The organism is Bacillus sp. IBL03825, assembly GCF_024712505.1.
GTDB lineage: Bacteria > Bacillota > Bacilli > Bacillales > Bacillaceae_G > Bacillus_A > Bacillus_A wiedmannii.
Window position 1 is genome coordinate 3,890,893 of sequence record NZ_JAMXKE010000001.1, and the last position, 19,028, is coordinate 3,909,920.

The following is a 19,028-nucleotide window of genomic DNA, read 5'->3' on the forward strand; positions in this document are numbered from 1 at the left end:
GAATTAAAAGGTTATTATTATGAAGCAATCTGCTTAGATTGTTTTATTTGTTTCGTTTCCGGTAGTAGTAGATTTAATAGTACACCTACAATTGCTGCTAGTGCCATTCCTTCTACTTGGAACGATTCTCCTACTTGCAGTACCGCTCCACCAATACCGATTACTAGTATTACTGATGCAATCATTAAGTTTCGTTTGTCACTTAGGTCCGTTTTCTCATCTACCATCATGCGTAATCCACTTGATGCGATTACACCGAATAGTAAGATTGATACTCCACCCATAACCGGTGTTGGGATCGAATGAATCAGTGCCGAAATCTTACCGATAAATCCGAACATGATTGCGAACACTGCTGAGCCGATGAATAAGTATACGCTGTATGCTCTCGTAATTGCTAGCACACCAATGTTTTCACCATACGTTGTATTCGGTGGTCCACCGATTAGTGATGCAATTAATGTTGCTATACCATCACCGAATATCGAGCGATGTAAGCCTGGTTTTTCAATTAAATCTCTTTTAATAACATTTCCAAGTACAATTTGATGTCCGATATGCTCTGAAATTGTTACTAGTGCAACTGGTACCATCAAGAGTACAATCTTCCACGAAAACTCCGGAGTATATGTTACAAATGGCACTGTGAAATCTGGTACAACAAACCATTTTGCCTCAGCCACCGGCTTTAAATTTACTAGCCCTTGGAAGTAAGCGAAGATATATCCGCCGATAATGCCCAGTAGCACTGGTATGATACTGAAAAATCCTCTTCCGAATATAGAGCAGATAATTGTAATTGCTAATGTTACTAATGCTACTGAAAAGTGTGTAAAGCTATATTTGCCATCCGCACCGTTCATCGCCATGTTAACTGCTGTATGTGCTAAAGCGAGACCGATTACCATTACGACTGGACCAACTACGATTGGCGGAAGTAATTTCATAATCCACTCTGATCCTGACTTCTTAATTCCGAGTGAGATTAAGATATACACAAGCCCTGCTAGCAAACCACCGAGCATTGCTGCTCCAGGTCCACCTGCTGTTTTCGCTGTTATAATCGGTGCGATAAAGGCGAATGATGATCCTAGATAGGCAGGTACTTGACCTTTCGTTATAAGAAGAAACGCTAGCGTTCCTAATCCACTTGATATTAATGCTACTGACGGATTCAATCCTGTTAAAAACGGAACAAGCACTGTTGATCCAAACATCGCGAACAAATGTTGTATACTTAAAAATAACCATTTTCCCGGTTTCGGTACTTCATTAACGTCTAATACTGGCTTTTGTTCCATTGTTACATCCTCCTTCAGTTTAAATCTTTGCAATAAAAAAACTCTTTGTGCCTGTGCACAAAGAGTCCTACACTTTCGTATGCCAAATTTGACATATGAAAGCCAAGACCCTTTGGCAGCCTCACAGGACTACATTTAAAAGGGCTTTACTTATCGTATATGCTTACTCGATCTTGTTGATCTGTCTCTTGCAAATCAACTTCGATACGCTCTTCACTTGATGTTGGAATGTTCTTTCCTACATAATCAGCGCGAATTGGTAGTTCACGATGACCTCTATCAACAAGAACCGCCAGTTGGATTTGTGATGGTCTACCTAAATCCATAAGAGCATCCATTGCTGCTCGAACTGTTCTTCCTGTATATAATACATCATCCACAAGGATAACTTTTTTCTTCGTAATATCTACAGGGATATCAGAACCTTTTACAAGTGGTTCTTCATTTTTCGATTGTAGTGTTAGATCATCACGATATAACGTAATATCTAGCTCTCCAACTTCCATTTCTTTTCCTTCAATTTGACCAATTCGTTCTGCCAAACGTTGTGCAATAAAAATTCCACGCGTTTTAATTCCGACAAGAACACAATTATCGACACCTTTATTTCGTTCCACGATTTCATGACTAATTCGTGTTAAAGCGCGGCGAATCATTTGGTCATCTAAAACGACAGCTTTCTCTTGCATGCTCTACACCTCCAAGCTTTTTTCTTGCGTGAGAGTAATGGTATAAAAAAAGTCCTCTCAGCGTGTGCGAGAGGACTTTTGAAAAAAGGGTACAACATACCCTATGCATTTCAAACCGTTACCTTCTCAACCTCACGGGGCTGTGTTAAAGGATCATTATTTAACTGTTGTCAGTATCTCAGTTTTCTTATGATTTGTCAATACTATTTCCGTAAAATATTTAATGCGTCTTCAAACACTTCTGGAATCGGTGCCTCAAACTGAATATATTCACCAGTACGGGGATGGTCAAACCCTAAAATACCTGCGTGAAGTGCTTGTCCATTCATGTCTAATGTTTTCTTCGGACCATACTTCGGATCTCCTGCAAGTGGATAGCCAATATATTTCATATGAACACGAATTTGGTGCGTACGTCCCGTTTCTAAGCGACATTCTACAAGTGTAAAATCTTTAAAGCGTTCTAACACTTGGAAGTGCGTAACAGCATTCTTACCATTTTCATCAACTGTCATGCTTTGACGTTCTTTCTTATCGCGACCAATTGGTGCATCGATCGTTCCTTTATCATGCGGAATCACACCGTGTACAATCGCTTTGTAACGTCTTGTTACTGTTTTTGCTACAAGTTGATTTACAAGTGACTCATGCGCCACATCATTTTTAGCAACCATTAATAGTCCAGATGTATCTTTATCAATACGATGCACAATACCAGGACGCATTACACCGTTAATACCTGACAGGTCTGTACAATGGTGCATAAGTCCGTTTACAAGCGTACCGCTTGTATGCCCTGGAGCTGGATGTACAACCATACCACGTGGCTTATTTACAACGAGTACATCTGCATCTTCATAATAAATTTCTAAGCCCATATCTTCTGCTTGGATATTTAACTCTTCTGGATCAGGAATCGTTACTGTAATTTCATCGTTTTCTTTAACTTTATAATTCACTTTTACCGATTTTCCATTAACTGTAACGACATCATCTTTAATCCATTGTTGTACTTGTGAACGTGACCATTCACTGTTTATTTCTGCAACGAATTTATCAATTCGCTCACTTTTTTGTTCTTCTGCAACTGTTACTTGTACTACTTCACTCATTCAATTACTCCTTCGTTTTCTTGCCTTCTAATAATGTTTGAATAATAATTAATACAACACCAATACATAATGCTGAATCAGCTATATTGAATACTGGATAGTTGTACGAGAAAATATACACGTGAATGAAATCCACTACTTCTTGTCTAAATACACGATCAATGAAATTACCAATTGCTCCGCCTAATATTAGACCTAATGAAATCCCTAGAAGTTTGTCTGTTTTCGCATATTTTTGCATATAAATTACGATAAATACTACAAAAACGACTGTAATAATGTAGAAAAACCACATTTTATTTTCTAAAATCCCCCAGGCAGCTCCTCTATTTCGATGTGATGTTATGTATAATACATTATCGATAATCGGAATGCTCGTACCCAATTCCATGTTCTTTACAATTAGCCATTTCGATATTTGATCGATGGCAATGACAAATAACGCTATTACATAATATATCATTTTCATTTCCCCCACAAAGACAGTGTACCTCAAAATTTTAGCATAGCTGCAACCTTTTCACAATGAACCTTTATAGAAGAATAAAATAAATTTAAAAAAGGTAATATAATATCGTTGTGCGCATTCATACATTTACTTTTTCATAGAAAAATTCATGAATGGTACGGGCAGTCGGCATCGTCTTCATTTGTTTTACCGAAATTGCTCTCCCCGTTTCTTCACAAATACCATACATATCTATCTCCATTTTAAATAATGCACGTTCTACATCTTTTAAGTCCTCTTTTATATCATGTAATAGGAGTTTTTTCTTTATCTCTTCCTTAATTTCATATCCAAGCTCTTCGCTAAACTCTGTATCATATTTGTGCATGACCTCTTTAGCTAGCCTCTCTTGTAACTCTTTTCGCATCAATTGCAATTCTTCTTTGATTTCCATATACATTTCATTCACGTGTACATTCCTCCCAGCTGCAATGTACGATTAGTGTGTCCGAAATTTCTATGCTTACCTCACACACATTTTTCCTTCATAGGAAAGAGAGTGAAAGTTATTTTAATATATCATCAATAAAAAAACTGACTGTACTTATGCACAGTCAGTTTTTTTATTATTTTACATAGTTTTCTTTAACAACTGTTGCACAACGCTCACATAATGTTGCATGTTCAGCATCTTTACCAATTGTTTCTGAAACTACCCAACAACGTTCACATGTTTCACCAGTTGCTTGAGCAACAACAACCGCTGTATGCTCATATTTTGGCGCATCTGCTGGCGCTTCTTCCATCATACCACCAAGTTTATACTCAGAAACGATGAATAATTGCTTCAAGTCTTCGCTAATAGACTCTAACATAGTTTTCATTTCTACAGTCGGATATAGCGTAATACTTGCATTTAATGACTTACCGATTACTTTCTCATTACGAGCTACTTCTAACGCTTTTAATACGTCATCACGCAGCGTCATAAATGCATCCCATTTTGTTTTTAATGCTTCCGCACCATCTAATTGTACAGCTTCTGGCATGTTAGTTAGTTGTACACTTTCTTCTGTTACACCTGGAATGTATGGCCATACTTCATCAGCTGTATGCGGTAAGATTGGTGTTACAAGTTTCGTCAATGCAACAAGAACATCATATAATACAGTTTGAATTGCACGACGATCTTCATGGTTTGCACCTTCAATGTATAAAATGTCTTTTGCAAAGTCTAAGTAGAATGAACTTAAATCAATTGTACAGAAGTTATGAATTGCATGATACACAGCAGCGAAGTCGTATGTTTCATATGCTTCTTTTACTTTTGTAATTAAGTCATTTAATTTCACTAACATGTAACGATCTACTTCACGAAGTTCAGCTACAGCTACTGTATTTTCACTTGGCTTAAAGTCATCTAAGTTTCCTAATAAGAAACGGAATGTGTTACGGATTTTACGATACACTTCTGCTACTTGTTTTAAAATATCATCTGAAATACGTACATCAGATTGATAGTCAACAGAAGATACCCATAAGCGTAAAATATCTCCACCTAATTGATCCATAATTTTCTTCGGTACGACGATGTTTCCAATCGACTTACTCATTTTACGTCCTTCACCATCTAATACGAAACCATGGCTTAGTACGCCTTTATATGGAGCTTTACCTGTTACAGCAACTGCTGTTGATAATGAAGAGTTAAACCAACCACGATACTGGTCAGATCCTTCTAAATATAAATCAGCTGGACGTTGTAAGTCTTCGCGCTCTTCTAATACTGCTTGGTGAGAAGAACCTGAATCGAACCATACATCCATGATGTCTGTTTCTTTACGGAATTCACCATTTGGGCTACCTATATGTGTAAATCCTTCTGGTAATAGATCTTTCGCTTCACGCTCAAACCATACGTTAGAACCGTGCTCACGGAATAAATCTGCTACATGGTTAATTGTTTCATCTGTAATAATTGGATCACCATTCTCTGCATAGAATACAGGGATTGGTACACCCCATGCACGCTGACGAGAAATACACCAGTCACCACGGTCACGAACCATATTATGAAGACGAGTTTCTCCCCATGCTGGTACCCATTTTGTTTCCGCAACAGCTTCTAATAATTCTTTACGGAACGCTTCAATAGATGCAAACCACTGTGCTGTCGCACGGAAAATAATTGGTTTTTTCGTTCTCCAATCATGTGGGTATGAATGCGTAATGAATGTTAGTTTCAGTAACGCGCCTACTTCTTCTAATTTTTCTGCAATTGGCTTGTTAGCTTTATCATAGAATAAGCCTTCAAATCCAGGTGCTTCATTTGTTAATACACCTTTATCATCAACTGGGCAAAGTACTTCTAATCCATACTTTTTACCAACAACGAAGTCATCTTCCCCGTGCCCTGGTGCTGTATGAACACAACCTGTACCTGCATCTGTTGTTACGTGATCTCCTAGCATAACTAATGAATCACGATCGTAGAATGGATGTTTTGCAACTGTATACTCAAGTTCGCTACCTTTTACCGTTTTCACAACTTCAGCATTTTCCCACTCTAACATTTTTGCAACTGTCTCAAATAGTTCAGAAGCAATAATATATTTTTCATCATTTACTTTTACAATAGCGTATTCAAGTTCTGGGTGAACAGAAATACCTAAGTTTGCAGGTAACGTCCAAGGTGTTGTTGTCCAGATAATGAATTTCTCATCACCTTCTAATACGTTCTTTCCATCTTTTACAGGGAATGCTACGTAAATAGATGCTGATTTTTTATCTTGGTATTCAATTTCAGCTTCTGCTAAAGCTGATTCACTCGTTGGAGACCAGTAAACTGGTTTTTGTCCTTTATAAATATAACCTTTTTTCGCCATATCACCGAACACTTTAATTTGTTGCGCTTCATAAGCCGGCTCTAAAGTAATATATGGGTTATCCCAATCTGCACGTACACCTAGACGCTTAAATTGTTCACGTTGACGTTCTACTTGTTCATATGCATACTCTGCACATAACTTACGGAACTCAGCAACTGTCATTTCTTTACGCTTTACACCTTTATTTGTTAAAGCTTGCTCAATTGGTAAACCGTGTGTATCCCAACCTGGTACATATGGTGCGCAGTAACCAGTCATTGATTTATAACGAACAATAAAGTCTTTTAACACTTTATTTAATGCATGTCCCATATGAATGTCACCATTCGCATATGGAGGTCCATCATGCAGTACAAATAAAGGACGACCTTTCGTATGTTCTTGTACCTTTTCATAAATATTCATTTCAGCCCACTGTTCTTGCATTGCAGGCTCACGTTTTGGTAAATTCCCACGCATTGGGAACTCTGTTTTTGGCATTAGTAATGTATTTTTGTACTCCATGCTCAATTCCTCCTTACATGTATAAAAGAAACACTTAAAAAACGGAATAAAAAAGAGACCTTCTCATCCCAAAAAGGGACGAGAAAGTCTCCCGCGGTACCACCCTAGTAGATCCTATACGTATGTATACAATCCTCTTTATATTCTTAACGCGAATATACGCCTACGCTTACTCTATTTGTTCAGCGCGGAACTCCAGGGTGATATTCCCATTATCTCCTTATCCTGAGCTTACACCATCCTCAGTTCGCTATATAAGGTTTGAAAAGGTACTTATCCCTATCTTCGTTTTTCTTAATAAATATGTTGTTTAAAATTATATGTAATAATGAGAAAAACGTCAAGCTTACACTGTTTCTTCTTTTTTCAACAGTTCATCTACTTCGTCTTCTAACTCAATTAGTTTATCCCAATCATCGTTGTTTAACATTTCAAGCTGTGTTTCTAATAACATACGGAAACGAGTGCGGAATACTTTCGCTTGTTTCTTTAGCTCTTCAATATCAAAAGCAACTTTTCTTGATTTTACTAACGCTTCGTTAATAATACGGTCTGCATTCTTTTCTGCTTCACGTACGATTAATTTTGCTTCTTTTTGCGCATTACGTTTTACTTCTTCCGCTGCTTCTTGTGCAACGATGATAGATTTGTTTAACGTATCTTCAATATTAGAGAAATGATCTAACTTCCCTTCTAATTGCGCAACTTTTTCTTCTAAAGCTTTTTTCTCACGAATGACTAATTCATAATCTTTGATAATTTGATCAAGAAACTCATTTACTTGATCTTCATCATAGCCACGGAATCCGCGACCAAATTCTTTGTTATGAATATCTAATGGTGTTAACGGCACAACGCCACCTCCAAGTAGTTATCTAAATTTCCTCTTTCAATTATATCTTTTCTTCGACAAAATAGGAGGATTTCCTTCTAAAAAACCAATCATTTTAGTATACCATACAAAATTCTCCATTTGTCGCGCTTTGTTCTACCTTCTACAGAAAACAATTTACTTCGTCCATATCCTCTTACTGAAAAAACATCTCCTGGATAACATTCATAAGAAGTTTGCTCCACTGTTTTCCAATTAACTTTTACTAAACCATTTTTTATGAAAGGTTGTACTTTTTGTCTGGATATATGTAACATTTCAGCTAACATAACATCTAAACGAAGTGAAGAAACCGTTCCAGATTTCTCTCCCCACGTTTCTTGCATCTGTAGAATTTTTTCTCCTTGCACTGGTGATAAGGAGACTTTCACTTTTGCTATAGATTGTAAGTTCATCTCAATATAAGATACAACTTCTTTCGCGACTACAATTTGGGCACGATCTTCTTGAAGCAAAATATCACCACATTTTTCTCTCGTTAAACCGAGAGACATAAATGTACCTAATATTTGCCTATGTTCTAGCGTATAAAACTTGGAAGGATAGTCAATTTCCAATACTTCTACTTGAAATTCCTCTTCATTCACTACTAGATAGTCCGGATAAATGAGTGCTCTCTTACGCTCTGCATGAGGCGTTGCACCATCAAACTGTACAGCAACATCCCCTTGTCCTATTACCATAGTGACAATTTGTTGTTGTCTTGGATCAAGGAAGTCTGTTAACTTCACTTGATGGTACTCCGCTGCTCGCTTCCACTCTAACACCTTATCCACAAAGACCTCTTCATCGGGTCTGAAATGTTCATAGATGCTCATTTATTTAACCTCTTACTATAAGAAATAGTTGAATATACTTATTAAACCATTCGTAGCAAGCTTTAACGTGAAAATCGCAACGAGTGGAGAGATATCAATCATACCAAGCGGCGGAATAAATCTGCGAAATGGTTCTAAATACGGTTCACAAATACGCGCAAGAATATCTCCGAAAGTTGATTCCTTTGCACCCGGGAACCATGATAGGAGAATGTAAATAATAAGTGCCCACGAGTAAATCTCGATAGCATAAACTAAAAGCCTTAAAACTGTTTCCATGGCGTATTACCACCTCTTTATATTTGTGTCTTCTTCTTCACCGAATAACTCTGAAATTGCACCAACAATATCTACATTTTCAGGTGTACACATAAATGTTTTCGGTCCTATTTTTTGAATATCCCCGCCTATAGCGTATACAGTACCACTTAAAAAGTCAACGATACGTACAGCTTGATCAGTAGACATTCGTTGTAAATTAATCACAACAGCTCGTCTACCTTTTAAATGGTCCGAAATCCCTTGCGCTTCCGAATATGTGCGTGGTTCTAATAAAACAACTTTTGAAGATTGCTTTGCCGTTTCAATGCTCACAACATTTTGTTTCGGTTGCGCTTTTGGAAACGTAACATCTTGTTGTTCTGGCGGATCTTGCTGCTTCTTCATGTCTGTTTGCTCCTTTTCATAACTATATTGAGCTGCTTCTTTTTCTTCCGGTGTATCAAAAAAGAAGTATTTTACTTTTGACCAACTCATAATAAGATTCTCCTTCCTTTTACGCTTTTCCTACTAAAATCGTCCCCAAACGAATATATGTAGCACCTTCTTCAATTGCAATCGTGTAATCATTAGACATTCCCATTGATAATTCTTTACATGGCGCATGTAATAATTCTAGCTCCTGCACCTCTGTTTGTAGCATACGTAACTCCTTAAAACAGCGTCTGATTTCGTCCTCTTCTTCTGTAAACGGAGCCATTGTCATTAGTCCAACCACTTCAATCTTATCCAATTCTTGCAAACTTTGAATGAAAGAAACGGTTTCTTCTATTGCCAATCCTTGCTTTGATTCTTCAGATGATGTTTTCACTTGAATAAAACATTTCACTTTCTTATCAGCACGTTTTTGAATTTCTTTTGCAAGTGAAAGTCGATCTAACGAATGTAAATAATCAATTTCATTAATGATTTCTTTTACTTTTCTCGTTTGTAATGATCCAATAAAATGCCAATTCACTTTTGAACCGAAATGTTCGTACTTCTGTAAGAAACCTTCATTTCTATTTTCACCTAAATCGCTAATTCCAGCTTCAATTACTTCGTTTGTCTTTTCAATTCCTACCGTTTTTGTAACTGCAACGAGTTTAATATCTTGCAAAGAACGTCCCGCTCGTGCGCAAGATTGTTTAATTTCTTCGTTTACAGTTGTTAAATTTTTTTGTACTGTCACTTGCTTTCTTCCTCCTTAAAACCTATGAAACTCAACATTCTCCCCGTCTTACCTTGATCACGACGATGAGAGAAAAATAGTTGTTTTTCACAGCTTGTACAAAGAGATGACATTACAATATTCTCTTCTTTTATGCCTGCTTGTACACATAATATACGATTAATTTCTTTTAAATTAATTGCGTACTGCCCATCAGAAATTTTTTTATAAGGGACAGAACCGTTTACTACTTGCTCTGCTGCTGTTAACACTCTATCATCAACAACGTAACAACAAGACCCAATTGCTGGTCCAATTGCAACATGAATTTCATCGCTTGAAACCCCTTCTGCATTCCATTTTTGAATCATTTCCTTTGCAATCTCTTTTACAGTCCCTTTCCATCCAGCATGCGCAAGTCCTATCATACCATGTGATGGCGCATAAAAATAGAGTGGAACACAATCCGCGTAACATGATGTTAGAAGAACATCATTATTAGTCGTATAAATGCCATCTGTTTTTGAAATGCCGTCTTCATATGAATAGACGCCACTTCCTTTTTCCTGTTGTCCTACTTTTTCAACATGATGATCATGAACTTGTTCAGAGCAAATCCAGTTTTCTAATGGTTTTTGTAACTTATTTGCTAAAATGCGTCTGTTTTCATGAACATTCTCCACGATATCATTCACATGTAATCCTAAATTCATCGCATGAAAGGAGCCCGTACTTACCCCATCATCTTTTGTCGTAAATCCAGCAGTAATGTTTCCAAGTTCTTTCCACGCTTGTAAATACAATATACCGTCCACATATTTAAATGGTTCTCTCATAACAAAGCGGCTCCTTTTAATTAAAATAACATAAAAAAGCATGGTACTTCCTGTCTATTTTACCATACTTTTATTTTTTCATAATGCCAACAGAAAAAAAAGAGGAATTTGTAATATTCTTTATGAAATTGTCGGTGTTTGTATTGATTCTGTTACAGAATTAACAGGATTTACTCTTACAAGTATGACATCTTCCCCAATTTTCATAATTTCCTCCCAAGGAATTACAATTTCTACATCCTTTCCAAAGATCCCCAACATACGTGCCTGTTTGGAAATAATAATAGACCCGATCTTCCCTGTGTTCATATCAATTTCAATATCTCCAATATTCCCAAGCCTTTTTCCATCTGAAACATTTATTATCTCTTTCATCTGTAACTCTGAAATTCTTTTCATTTTCATCCTCTCCCTTATATATGACGAATTGAAAAAACACTGTTTCTCAAATTAACAGGAAGCACCCTCTACTAATTCCATATTATTTTCATTATATGAACACAGCTTCCCTACTATGAGCGAAGACAAACTATATTACATATAAAAAGGTTTCACCATAAATGGTGAAACCTTATCCTTGAATCGTTTTATTCATTTGTTTAATAGCTGATTTCTCTAAACGTGACACTTGTGCTTGAGAAATCCCAATTTCTTCTGCAACTTCCATTTGTGTCTTTCCTTGAAAGAAACGTTTTCGAATAATCATTTTCTCACGATCATTTAAACGCTTCATCCCTTCTTTCAGTGCTAACTCTTCAACCCACTGCTCGTCCTTTTGTTTTTCATCACTTAACTGATCCATTACAAAGATAGGATCTCCCCCATCGTTATAAATCGGTTCAAATAATGAAACTGGATCTTGAATCGCATCTAATGCAAAAACAATTTCTTCATGAGTCACTTCAAGCACTTTTGCAATATCCATTGCTGTTGGTTCTTTTGAATTTTCTGCAATCAATTTCTCTCTTACTTGTAACGCTTTATACGCAATATCTCGTAATGATCGAGATACACGAATCGGATTATTATCACGCAAATATCTGCGTATTTCCCCAATAATCATCGGCACAGCATACGTTGAAAATTTTACATTTTGGCCTAAATCAAAGTTATCAATGGATTTCATAAGTCCGATGCAACCAACTTGAAATAAATCGTCAACATATTCTCCTCTGTTATTAAATCTTTGGATGACGCTCAGTACAAGACGTAAGTTTCCATTCACTAATTTCTCTCTTGCGCTTATCTCTCCACTTTGCATTTCACGAAATAATTTACGCATTTCATCATTTTTTAGTACGGGAAGTTTAGCTGTATCAACACCGCAAATTTCTACTTTGTTTCTCGTCAAAGTGTTCCCTCCTATCGGGAGTTGCTGTACAGTGTAAAGTATTTCCTTTGAAGGGGATTTTATGCATGCGGTTTTCTCTTCATTTTTCATTTTCGTTGTCTCTTCTCATACAACGAAAGAGAATAAGACCAGCCTAGATAACGGCTGGTCTTATTCTTTACACCATTTTATTAAATTCTTTTCGTAATCTTTTTATGATTCTTTTTTCTAAACGCGAAATGTATGACTGTGAAATCCCAAGCATATCCGCCACATCTTTTTGCGTCTTTTCTTCTTCTCCAGCAAGCCCAAACCGAAGTTCCATAATTTGTTTTTCACGATCATTTAATTGATGCAATGCTTTCATTAGAAGATGACGATCTACAGTAGCTTCTAAATCTTTTGTAATAATATCATCATCTGTACCTAATACATCTGATAACAAAAGTTCATTCCCATCCCAATCGATGTTAAGCGGTTCGTCAAAAGAAACTTCTGAACGATTTTTATTATTCCGACGCAAATGCATTAAAATTTCATTTTCTATACAACGTGAGGCATATGTTGCTAATTTTATCTTCTTTTCTGGATTAAATGTATTCACTGCTTTAATAAGGCCGATTGTTCCTATACTAATCAAATCTTCAATGTTTATCCCTGTATTTTCAAACTTTCTTGCTATATATACAACTAACCGTAAGTTGCGTTCAATCAGTAACGATCTTGCTGCCTGATCTCCTTTTGGCAATTTATTCAAAAGAACTTCCTCTTCTTCTTTCGTTAACGGTGGTGGCAACGCTTCACTTCCACCAATGTAATAAATTTCATCGGTCTTAATTCCTAATTTCAGCAATACTTTATACCAAAGGTATACTAAATAAAATTTTAATTTCATCATATTATCCCGCCTCTCATTATTAAGCAATGACCATTTTTTGCGAAATTAACATTTTCGGATGCACAATACATTGATACTCTCCATTGGTTGACAGCTGTTGTGTATTTAATCCAATCAATACTTTGCTAACTACAATAGAACTACCTTCATGATAAATTTGCACACTGTCTGGCTTAATTGCCCATAAAAATTGATTCTCTACTCCTACTGCTCTGAAAGGAATTAAGCGTAATTTTGTCGCCCACCCAGAATCATTTTCTGGTATTTGAGGAATCTCTGTTTTGGAATAAATTTGTTCTGTTAACCAAGTTGGCAAGCAATGCTCTAATGATGAGATATGCATAATCATAACGGGTGTTTTTGTTAACGGGTCGTAAAGTTGGTTCCCACTATCAATTAAACCTGCGAGTTCTAGTTCCTCTTCGGCTAATTGAATTTTCAATTTCACAATTTGATCATAGTGTATTTTTGTAACCTCTACGCTTTCAATACGCTTTTTAGAAAAATAATAAATTACTGGAAAACCAAAAACAACAAACAACCAGCTAATTGGATCACCGTAAGAAATTGATTGAGATTGAACCAATCCATTTACCATTTCATTCGTTTGCAAAAAGAAATGAGTCCCAATTAACCCTCCGCCAACCATAAAGGTTACAAAGTAAAAAGTAAAAACAGTTTGTGTATAGTTTCTAAACGTTGTAAACCCAAATGCTGTATACACAATAAGTAACGAGTACAGTAGTTTCATAATTGGATGTGTCATCATAGAAGCAAAAGGAGTAAAGGCAAAAATAACAATGGTTGAACCTATAAATGCCCCTAACACAAGCCTCCATCTTTTGATCTTCTTTTTTAACACGGTTGCTGTTAATAAAAGTAAAAGAAAATCAATGCAGGCGTTTAACAACCAAACAACGTCGGCGTAAACAACCAAACAATTCACCTCTTTTTTTAAGTTGAGACTAGTATAATGCATATCCAATAGGAAAGTGTGTCAATTTGCGGAGGTGTTTTTTTGTTATTTTGTGTTTTCTAGACAAAATCTGTCGGTAAAAAATAAAAGTATAAGTTTCATAGAATACTATATTTTTTATTTTCATATAAATCGAAATATATAAAATAAAAAAAGACCTGCTTAGCAGATCTTTTCCCTGTATAAAACAAAAAAGGAGCATGAAAGCTCCTTTTCTTTTATCGTCTACGACGGTTACGTAAGAATGCTGGAATATCGATGTCATCTGAATCTGTATGACGCTCATGCACAACCGGCTCTTCACGTTTCATTTCACGCTTAACTTCACGTTGTTTTGAAGGTTGAGCTACTTGCTGTTGCTGTTGTTGCGTGTGATTCGCAGTCGGACGGATAATTGGTTTTGGTGGCTGCGTCGAAGCACTATCATCAAAACCAGTTGCAATTACAGTTACAACGATATCATCTTTTAATCCTTCATTAATAACAGAACCGAAGATCATATTTACTTCTGGATCTGAAGCTGAAGCTACAATGTCTGCCGCTTCTTGTACTTCATATAAGCTTAGGTTAGCTCCACCCGTAATGTTCATGATAACACCTTGAGCTCCATCAATAGATGTTTCTAATAACGGACTAGAAATCGCTTTTTTCGCAGCTTCAGCAGCACGATTTTCTCCATTACCAGAACCAATACCCATTAAAGCAGAACCTCTATTAGACATAATTGTCTTTACGTCTGCGAAGTCTAAGTTAATTAAACCTGGTGTTGCAATTAAATCAGAAATACCTTGAACACCTTGACGTAATACGTTATCTGCTTCACGGAATGCTTCTAACATCGGCGTATTTTTATCAACAATCTCTAATAAGCGATCGTTTGGAATTACAATAAGTGTATCTACATTTTCTTTAAATGCCGCAATACCAGATGCTGCTTGTGTTGCACGCTTACGTCCTTCAAATGTAAATGGACGTGTCACAACACCAACTGTTAATGCACCTAATTCTTTTGCAACTTGAGCAACAACTGGAGCTGCACCAGTTCCAGTTCCGCCGCCCATACCAGCAGTTACGAAGACCATATCTGCACCACGAAGTGCTTCTTGGATCTGTTCTTTACTTTCTTCTGCAGCTTTTTTCCCTACTTCAGGGTTTGCACCTGCACCAAGTCCACGTGTTAATTTTCCACCAATTTGCATTTTTGTTTCAGCTTTTGATAGATTTAATGCTTGTGCATCAGTATTCACAGCGATAAAGTCTACACCTTGTACACCGTGTTCAATCATACGGTTTACAGCATTGTTTCCGCCACCGCCGACACCGATAACTTTTATATTCGCTAATTGATCTTGAGTAGTATCAAACTCTAACATGTCGAAATCCCCCTAGAACCTCATTTTTCGTGTCCAATTTTAATCCCATAAATAACGGAATACACGTTTTACTTTTGACATCATACGGTCATCATTTTGATTATTATTGTTTTGATTACGAGTTTTTTGTTTCGCAGGTTGCTGTTGTACCGGCGTTGGTGCTGGTGCTGGTACTGGTTCAAAATGTTCTTGCTTTTCCTGCACATTTTTCCCACGTAATTTAGCTTTTTGATAAGAATGTTTAATTAATCCTACTCCACTTGTATATTGGGGCTCACGCACACCAATATAATCAGGAGTCGCTATACGAACATTTTCATGTAAAATATCATATGCAAGATCAAGAACACCCGGCATAGAAGCAATTCCACCAGTTAGTACATAGCCTGAAGCTACTTGCTTTACTCCTAATTTACGCACTTCATCTTGAACAAACATTAAAATTTCCTCTACACGAGCCTCTATTATATCCGATAATTCCAACTGAGAATATTGTTCTGTTTGATCGCTTCCCATAATAGGAACCGTAAACATCTCTTCTTCAGATGCTGTATCATAAAAAGCATGTCCATATTTCAACTTAATTTGATCTGCATTTTCTGTTGAAGTTTTCAACCCAATCGCAATATCCTTCGTTATATGGTCTCCACCTAACGGTAATACGCTCGTTGCTTGTAACTCTCCATCTTTAAAAATAGATAAGGTTGTAGATCCTCCCCCCATATCAACAAGGGCTACTCCTCTATGTTTTTCATCTGAAGATATAGCAACTGTTGCAGCCGCTAAAGGTTGAAGACAAATATCAACTATTTCAAGACCTGCTTTTTCTACACAACGAAGTAGGTTATGTAGTAAAGTTCTCGAGCCTGTTATAAGTGTACCTTCCATTTCTAATCTTACACCGATCATCCCGCGTGGATCGTTAATCTCGTCAAGACCGTCTACGATGAACTGTCGAGGTACCACATCAATAAACTCACGTTCTGGAGCAATTGACACAACTTGTGCTGCATCTAGAACGCGTAAGACATCTTCATTCCCGATTTCACGATCTTCATTTGAAACAGCGACTACTCCGTGACAAGGAAGTAGTTGTACCTGGTTTGCATTGACGCCTACTACAACTTGCTCAATGTGGATTCCCACCATGCGCTCAGCTTGTTCAATTGCTTTTTTAATTGATCGAACAGTCTCGTCTATATCAACTATCGATCCCTTCTTTAAACCATTTGATTTTACATTTCCAACACCAATAATGTTTAAGCTGTCATTAACCATTTCACCAATGATGACTTTAACATTGGATGTACCGATGTCAAGACTAACATATATTTCATTGCTGTTCATTCTTTGGCACCTCCTTCTTTATTTATACCATACAACTCAATATATGGAACAACAATCGCAACTTTACTATTTATAAGAAAAATATTCAACGTCTTTATACGTTTCCCTTTTTTAACCCTATATTTTTCTTATTTTTATTTAACATTCATTTAAGAATATCGCAGTAAACTGTGAATAACTGCTTATCTTGAAATAATTCTATTTCAAGTGTAAAGATTACCGCCAAGTATAAGTCTACACTAAGATGTACTCATAGAAAAGTGAAACTTGTACCAATCCTAGTATGAATCTAAGAATTTTTACATCTTTTTCATCAAATGAACCATTCTTGTAAATTCAGATGCATTCAACAGAACATTCGTTTTGTTTTTTCTATAGGAACGTAGTAAAAACTATCGTTCTATTCTTTTTTTTCTTCCGCTCCTAATTCTTTCGTATATGCCCCTACTTCTAAATCAATTAATACCTTTTTACCCGGCTCAATTGTTTTTAAGATAAGCGGATAAGCTTCCATACGCTTTGCGAAATTTTGAATCGTAGTGCTCACTTCGTACCCTTCGTTCATATATAAAGTAAGGTGATCTTCATTCGCATTCGTCGGTGAATAACGGATTTCAGAAATAGACCTTAAAATCGTTGGTGTTAATTTTTCAAGCTCAGCAATTAACTCCTTCATTTTCTCCTCTTTAAAAGGTTCAAAAATTGGCGCTGCAACAGGAAGTTTTCCGTTCGGAAGTACATCAAGTGTTTTCCCGTTCTCTAGTAACGGTTGTAATTTCCCATCTTTGTTTATATAACCAATCGTTAAATATTCTTCAATATGAACATCAATTTTATTTGGAAAACGTTTTTTTACATTTACCGCTTTAATTTCTTTTCGTTTCGTTAGGTTTTCTTCTGCTTTATGTGCTGTCACTCGGAAATAACTTGTATCATACGTCACACCTGATTCCTTCATCACTTGTTCATCTGTCATATAATGATTTCCAAACACACTTATCTTTTTGATATTGCTTAGCGGAGACCGAAAATAAATTAAAAAGAGCACTAATAAAAATAAAATTGATATGTATAGAATCAACCGATGATTAACATTTTTCTTGTTTTTCTTCTGTTGATTTTTTAACTTTGGTACACGATCCTGTAGTTTAATCACTTTACTATTTTTCATGTACGATCCCCCTACGTAACATAAAAAACGGCATGTTCCTCATGCCGTTCTTATCTTCTTATTATAACATAAATGATAATGAGCGGAACGAATAACCGTTATCTTCCAATGATTTCTACTTCTGTATGCATTTCTACGCCAAATTTATCCTTGATTGTTTGTTTTATTAATGCAATTAAAGATAAGACATCTTGCGCACTGGCTCCCCCAGTATTAATAATAAAATTCCCATGCATTTCAGAAATTTGAGCTCCGCCTATTTGATAACCACGAAGCCCCGCCTTTTCTATTAAGTCTCCTGCAAAGTATGGGATTGGATTCCGAAATATGCTTCCTGCACAAGGATGATTCCACGGCTGTGTTTCACGGCGGTAGTCTTTATTCTTTTGCATGACGCTTACGATTCCCTCACGCTCTCCTACCTGCAATTGAAACTCAGCTTCCAAAACAATACCAGGACGTTTCGTTTGCAATACAGAAGTACGATAGGAAAACTCCATTTCTTCATGTGTTAACCAATCAATTGTTCCGTTTTCAAACAAAATAAGAGCTTTTGATAATATGTTTGATATATCCGATTTATGTGCTCCTGCATTCATATACACTGCACCACCAACACTTCCTGGAATACCACTGGCAAATTCCAGGCCGGATAACCCTTGACGACTAAGTAAAGTTGATAATTTAATAAGGGGATACCCACCACCAACTCTTACTCTATGTTTTTCGACTTCTAAGTGGTCTAATCCTTCTCCTAAACGAATAACGACACCTTCTATACCTAGATCAGATACAAGAAGGTTCGAACCCCGACCAATTACAGTCCACTTGGTTTTATATTTTTTTACTAACTGCAACGTTTTTTCAATACTGGCAACATGCTTTGGCACAATTAAAATATCAGCTGGTCCACCTATTTTCATAGTGGTATAACGCGCTAACGCTTCATTCACTAACACGCGACCAACATTTGCTTCTATAAGCTCATTTACTAATTGCTCCATAAACAATCTCCC

At 36.5% G+C, this 19,028-nt stretch carries 20 protein-coding genes and 1 other annotated feature; all 20 genes read right to left on the reverse strand.

Annotated elements, in window-relative coordinates:
• Positions 1-17: 17 nt before the first annotated feature.
• The 20 genes from uraA to murB all read right to left on the reverse strand — a co-directional run bounded on the left by uraA (position 18) and on the right by murB (position 19,016).
• Positions 18-1,301 (reverse strand): uracil permease, encoded by a 1,284-nt coding sequence (gene uraA / locus NHG49_RS19760; protein WP_064474979.1) that lies wholly within the window; start codon positions 1,299-1,301, stop codon positions 18-20.
• A gap of 146 nt (positions 1,302-1,447) precedes the next feature.
• Positions 1,448-1,990, reverse strand: a complete 543-nt coding sequence (gene pyrR, locus NHG49_RS19765; RefSeq protein WP_001156490.1) for a bifunctional pyrimidine operon transcriptional regulator/uracil phosphoribosyltransferase — start codon at positions 1,988-1,990, stop codon at positions 1,448-1,450.
• A gap of 203 nt (positions 1,991-2,193) precedes the next feature.
• Positions 2,194-3,102, reverse strand: a complete 909-nt coding sequence (locus NHG49_RS19770) for an RluA family pseudouridine synthase (RefSeq protein ID WP_088047257.1) — start codon at positions 3,100-3,102, stop codon at positions 2,194-2,196.
• Between the two features lie 4 nt (positions 3,103-3,106).
• Positions 3,107-3,565, reverse strand: coding sequence for a lipoprotein signal peptidase LspA (lspA, locus tag NHG49_RS19775; protein ID WP_000642186.1), 459 nt, complete (start codon positions 3,563-3,565; stop codon positions 3,107-3,109).
• 124 nt (positions 3,566-3,689) lie between these two features.
• On the reverse strand, positions 3,690-4,019 hold the full coding sequence (locus NHG49_RS19780) for a TraR/DksA C4-type zinc finger protein (protein WP_001004658.1): 330 nt from the start codon (positions 4,017-4,019) through the stop codon (positions 3,690-3,692).
• Between the two features lie 157 nt (positions 4,020-4,176).
• Positions 4,177-6,942, reverse strand: a complete 2,766-nt coding sequence (gene ileS2 / locus NHG49_RS19785; RefSeq protein ID WP_088047256.1) for an isoleucine--tRNA ligase — start codon at positions 6,940-6,942, stop codon at positions 4,177-4,179.
• A gap of 71 nt (positions 6,943-7,013) precedes the next feature.
• Positions 7,014-7,237 (reverse strand) — a binding site (T-box leader).
• Between the two features lie 51 nt (positions 7,238-7,288).
• Positions 7,289-7,795 carry a septum site-determining protein DivIVA gene (divIVA, locus tag NHG49_RS19790; RefSeq protein WP_001131609.1) on the reverse strand — a complete coding sequence of 169 codons (507 nt, stop codon included), beginning with the start codon at positions 7,793-7,795 and terminating at the stop codon, positions 7,289-7,291.
• Between the two features lie 89 nt (positions 7,796-7,884).
• Positions 7,885-8,652: a YlmH family RNA-binding protein gene (locus NHG49_RS19795; RefSeq protein ID WP_088047255.1), complete on the reverse strand. Its 768-nt coding sequence runs from the start codon at positions 8,650-8,652 to the stop codon at positions 7,885-7,887.
• Positions 8,653-8,667: 15 nt separating this feature from the next.
• On the reverse strand, positions 8,668-8,931 hold the full coding sequence (locus NHG49_RS19800) for a YggT family protein (protein ID WP_064474975.1): 264 nt from the start codon (positions 8,929-8,931) through the stop codon (positions 8,668-8,670).
• A 6-nt stretch (positions 8,932-8,937) separates the two neighbouring features.
• A complete protein-coding gene (locus tag NHG49_RS19805) occupies positions 8,938-9,408 on the reverse strand; it encodes a cell division protein SepF (protein ID WP_064474974.1) in 471 nt (156 codons plus the stop codon).
• Between the two features lie 19 nt (positions 9,409-9,427).
• Positions 9,428-10,102, reverse strand: a complete 675-nt coding sequence (locus tag NHG49_RS19810; protein WP_064474973.1) for a YggS family pyridoxal phosphate-dependent enzyme — start codon at positions 10,100-10,102, stop codon at positions 9,428-9,430.
• Positions 10,099-10,917, reverse strand: coding sequence for a peptidoglycan editing factor PgeF (gene pgeF / locus NHG49_RS19815; protein WP_064475091.1), 819 nt, complete (start codon positions 10,915-10,917; stop codon positions 10,099-10,101). The genes NHG49_RS19810 and pgeF overlap by 4 nt, the downstream gene beginning before the upstream one ends.
• Positions 10,918-11,037: 120 nt before the next feature.
• Positions 11,038-11,316: a YlmC/YmxH family sporulation protein gene (locus NHG49_RS19820; protein WP_142289349.1), complete on the reverse strand. Its 279-nt coding sequence runs from the start codon at positions 11,314-11,316 to the stop codon at positions 11,038-11,040.
• 172 nt (positions 11,317-11,488) lie between these two features.
• Positions 11,489-12,268: an RNA polymerase sporulation sigma factor SigG gene (gene sigG / locus NHG49_RS19825; protein WP_000197753.1), complete on the reverse strand. Its 780-nt coding sequence runs from the start codon at positions 12,266-12,268 to the stop codon at positions 11,489-11,491.
• A 157-nt stretch (positions 12,269-12,425) separates the two neighbouring features.
• Complete coding sequence (gene sigE / locus NHG49_RS19830) at positions 12,426-13,145, reverse strand: RNA polymerase sporulation sigma factor SigE (RefSeq protein ID WP_000976947.1); 720 nt, start codon at positions 13,143-13,145, stop codon at positions 12,426-12,428.
• A 19-nt stretch (positions 13,146-13,164) separates the two neighbouring features.
• The gene (spoIIGA, locus tag NHG49_RS19835) at positions 13,165-14,082 is read right to left on the reverse strand and encodes a sigma-E processing peptidase SpoIIGA (protein WP_048563202.1); all 918 of its coding nucleotides are present in this window, start codon (positions 14,080-14,082) and stop codon (positions 13,165-13,167) included.
• Between the two features lie 257 nt (positions 14,083-14,339).
• The gene (gene ftsZ / locus NHG49_RS19840; protein WP_000888983.1) at positions 14,340-15,494 is read right to left on the reverse strand and encodes a cell division protein FtsZ; all 1,155 of its coding nucleotides are present in this window, start codon (positions 15,492-15,494) and stop codon (positions 14,340-14,342) included.
• A gap of 39 nt (positions 15,495-15,533) precedes the next feature.
• A complete protein-coding gene (gene ftsA / locus NHG49_RS19845; RefSeq protein ID WP_001087544.1) occupies positions 15,534-16,841 on the reverse strand; it encodes a cell division protein FtsA in 1,308 nt (435 codons plus the stop codon).
• 400 nt (positions 16,842-17,241) lie between these two features.
• Positions 17,242-18,012, reverse strand: a complete 771-nt coding sequence (gene divIB / locus NHG49_RS19850) for a cell division protein DivIB (protein WP_000798232.1) — start codon at positions 18,010-18,012, stop codon at positions 17,242-17,244.
• Between the two features lie 98 nt (positions 18,013-18,110).
• On the reverse strand, positions 18,111-19,016 hold the full coding sequence (gene murB, locus NHG49_RS19855) for a UDP-N-acetylmuramate dehydrogenase (RefSeq protein ID WP_000437052.1): 906 nt from the start codon (positions 19,014-19,016) through the stop codon (positions 18,111-18,113).
• Positions 19,017-19,028 lie beyond the last annotated feature (12 nt).

Bases quoted from the DNA above. Each gene is read 5' to 3' on its own strand.
- uraA (WP_064474979.1), bottom strand. From the start codon at position 1,301: ATGGAACAAAAGCCAGTATTAGACGTTAATGAAGTACCGAAACCGGGA.
- pyrR (WP_001156490.1), bottom strand. From the start codon at position 1,990: ATGCAAGAGAAAGCTGTCGTTTTAGATGACCAAATGATTCGCCGCGCT.
- NHG49_RS19770 (WP_088047257.1), bottom strand. From the start codon at position 3,102: ATGAGTGAAGTAGTACAAGTAACAGTTGCAGAAGAACAAAAAAGTGAG.
- lspA (WP_000642186.1), bottom strand. From the start codon at position 3,565: ATGATATATTATGTAATAGCGTTATTTGTCATTGCCATCGATCAAATA.
- ileS2 (WP_088047256.1), bottom strand. From the start codon at position 6,942: ATGGAGTACAAAAATACATTACTAATGCCAAAAACAGAGTTCCCAATG.
- NHG49_RS19795 (WP_088047255.1), bottom strand. From the start codon at position 8,652: ATGAGCATCTATGAACATTTCAGACCCGATGAAGAGGTCTTTGTGGAT.
- NHG49_RS19800 (WP_064474975.1), bottom strand. From the start codon at position 8,931: ATGGAAACAGTTTTAAGGCTTTTAGTTTATGCTATCGAGATTTACTCG.
- NHG49_RS19805 (WP_064474974.1), bottom strand. From the start codon at position 9,408: ATGAGTTGGTCAAAAGTAAAATACTTCTTTTTTGATACACCGGAAGAA.
- pgeF (WP_064475091.1), bottom strand. From the start codon at position 10,917: ATGAGAGAACCATTTAAATATGTGGACGGTATATTGTATTTACAAGCG.
- NHG49_RS19820 (WP_142289349.1), bottom strand. From the start codon at position 11,316: ATGAAAAGAATTTCAGAGTTACAGATGAAAGAGATAATAAATGTTTCA.
- sigE (WP_000976947.1), bottom strand. From the start codon at position 13,145: ATGATGAAATTAAAATTTTATTTAGTATACCTTTGGTATAAAGTATTG.
- ftsZ (WP_000888983.1), bottom strand. From the start codon at position 15,494: ATGTTAGAGTTTGATACTACTCAAGATCAATTAGCGAATATAAAAGTT.
- ftsA (WP_001087544.1), bottom strand. From the start codon at position 16,841: ATGAACAGCAATGAAATATATGTTAGTCTTGACATCGGTACATCCAAT.
- divIB (WP_000798232.1), bottom strand. From the start codon at position 18,012: ATGAAAAATAGTAAAGTGATTAAACTACAGGATCGTGTACCAAAGTTA.
- murB (WP_000437052.1), bottom strand. From the start codon at position 19,016: ATGGAGCAATTAGTAAATGAGCTTATAGAAGCAAATGTTGGTCGCGTG.